Annotated in this window: 3 protein-coding genes; 2 read left to right on the top strand and 1 reads right to left on the bottom strand. The window is 66.9% G+C overall.

The window, feature by feature from the left end; translation table 11 throughout:
* Positions 1–197: hypothetical protein (locus tag G7A99_RS19230; RefSeq protein WP_163143241.1), on the bottom strand; the 197-nt coding region annotated here is incomplete at its 3' end.
* Between the two features lie 197 nt (positions 198–394).
* Between G7A99_RS19230 and G7A99_RS19225 the strand changes: the two genes are divergently transcribed.
* Complete coding sequence (locus G7A99_RS19225; RefSeq protein ID WP_163143237.1) at positions 395–739, top strand: PilZ domain-containing protein; 345 nt, start codon at positions 395–397, stop codon at positions 737–739.
* A 119-nt stretch (positions 740–858) separates the two neighbouring features.
* On the top strand, positions 859–1,326 hold the full coding sequence (locus G7A99_RS19220) for a peptidylprolyl isomerase (protein WP_163143234.1): 468 nt from the start codon (positions 859–861) through the stop codon (positions 1,324–1,326).
* Positions 1,327–1,689 lie beyond the last annotated feature (363 nt).

The following is a 1,689-nucleotide window of genomic DNA, read 5'->3' as shown; positions in this document are numbered from 1 at the left end:
GCGGTCACGGCATCGGCATAGGCGTTCTCGGCGACCAGGTACTCGCGGATCGCCGGATCCAGGCGATCCGGGTCGCGCATGGCCTCGCGCCAGTCCGGGTCACGCAGCCACGCGTACTCGTCGACGCGCGTGTGGTCGTGGTGGGTGATCTCTACGGGGCGGCGCAGGGCCACCGGCGGAACGGGCCGGTCGGGCACGGCAGGCTCCTCGACTGGGGAAATGAATGGCAGCTGTTCAGATTAACACTAACCGGGGCGTTCATAGTGCGGCCCCCGGCCGCGCACGGCCATCCCGCGGAACCGAACGGTACTGTGGCCGGTGGCGCTGAAATTGTGGACAAAGCGATGAGCCGCGGTCATAGTTAATTTGGGAATGCATGGCATGGAGACGGGGAATGCGTGATGCCAGACGACGGCCCCGGGATGTCGTCGGTCAGTTCTTTCCGATCCATCATCGGGAAACCGGGGCCCTGGTGGGCTACCTCACGGACGTCAGCGTCGACGGCGGCATGCTGGAGGCCCACGAACCGCTGGACAGCGGGGAGGTCTATCCGCTCGAGCTGGTGCTGGAGACACCGGTGGACGGCACCGACCGCATCGCCTTCGACGCACGCTGCGTGTGGGCGCACAAGGAGCGCAACGCGGTTTTCCACCGGGTCGGCTTCGAGCTGGTCAGTGAAGACGATACCGTGCGCCGGCAGCTGCGGGCCGTGGCGGAACGCTTCCGGCTCGACCCGTAGGTACCGCCGCCCAACAGTAGCCTCGCACCACTCGTCGGTACGAAAAGGGCCCGATTTGGGCTGCACCTTCCGTGGCAGTTACAGTGTGCGGTCAACACACTCGATGCCCAGAGGTTGATATGCAGATTTCCAAGGACAAGGTCGTCGCCATCGACTACACCCTGAAGGACAACGATGGCGAGGTCCTTGACGCCTCCCCCGAGGGGCAGCCGCTTCAGTATCTCCACGGTGCCGGCAACATCATCCCCGGGCTGGAGAACGCCCTCGAGGGCAAGGCGGCGGGCGACGACGTCTCCGTGACCGTCGAGCCGGCCGAGGCGTACGGCGAGCGCGACGACCGCCTCCAGCAGGAAGTCCCGATGGAGATGTTCCAGGGCGTCGACAAGGTTGAGCCGGGCATGCGCTTCCAGGCCCAGACCCAGGCCGGCACCCAGGTCGTCACCGTGGCCGCCGTCGACGGCGAGACCGTCACCGTTGATGCCAACCACCCCCTCGCCGGGCAGACCCTCAACTTCGAGGTCAAGGTCTCCGAGGTGCGCGAGGCCACCAACGAGGAGCTCGAGCACGGCCACATCCACGAGGAGTGAGCCGAGGCCGTCTCCGGCCGAACACCGAAACCCGCCGGCCGATGCCGGCGGGTTTTTTATTGGCTTCTCCTGTGGCCCCGCCGTCGCGTGGGCCGGCAGCGGGCATAACAGCGCCACGGCCCGCAAACGCCCTCCCCGCCCCGGCGATCGCCGGTCGCCCTCGCGCCATCGGCCTACCGTCGAAACGACCAGCCAAGGCGATTTGCAGGGTATAGGGTGACTGGTGCCTGATGACGCCGGGACAGATGGGGACGGGTTTGCGCATGGCCACGACCAGGGCGGCCATCCCGCAAGGGGTGCCTGCCGGGAAACCCGCTAACGCTGTAACTCCCGTAGGTCGGCTGCTCAGGGCAGCCGACATTG

This window comes from Arhodomonas sp. KWT (assembly GCF_010993615.1).
Note: the sequence above shows the minus strand (reverse complement) of the source record. Positions and strands in the feature narration are given on the sequence as shown.

What these genes read in the sequence shown, in the direction of transcription:
- G7A99_RS19225 (WP_163143237.1), top strand. Translation starts at nt 395, where the DNA reads ATGCGTGATGCCAGACGACGGCCCCGGGATGTCGTCGGTCAGTTCTTT.
- G7A99_RS19220 (WP_163143234.1), top strand. Translation starts at nt 859, where the DNA reads ATGCAGATTTCCAAGGACAAGGTCGTCGCCATCGACTACACCCTGAAG.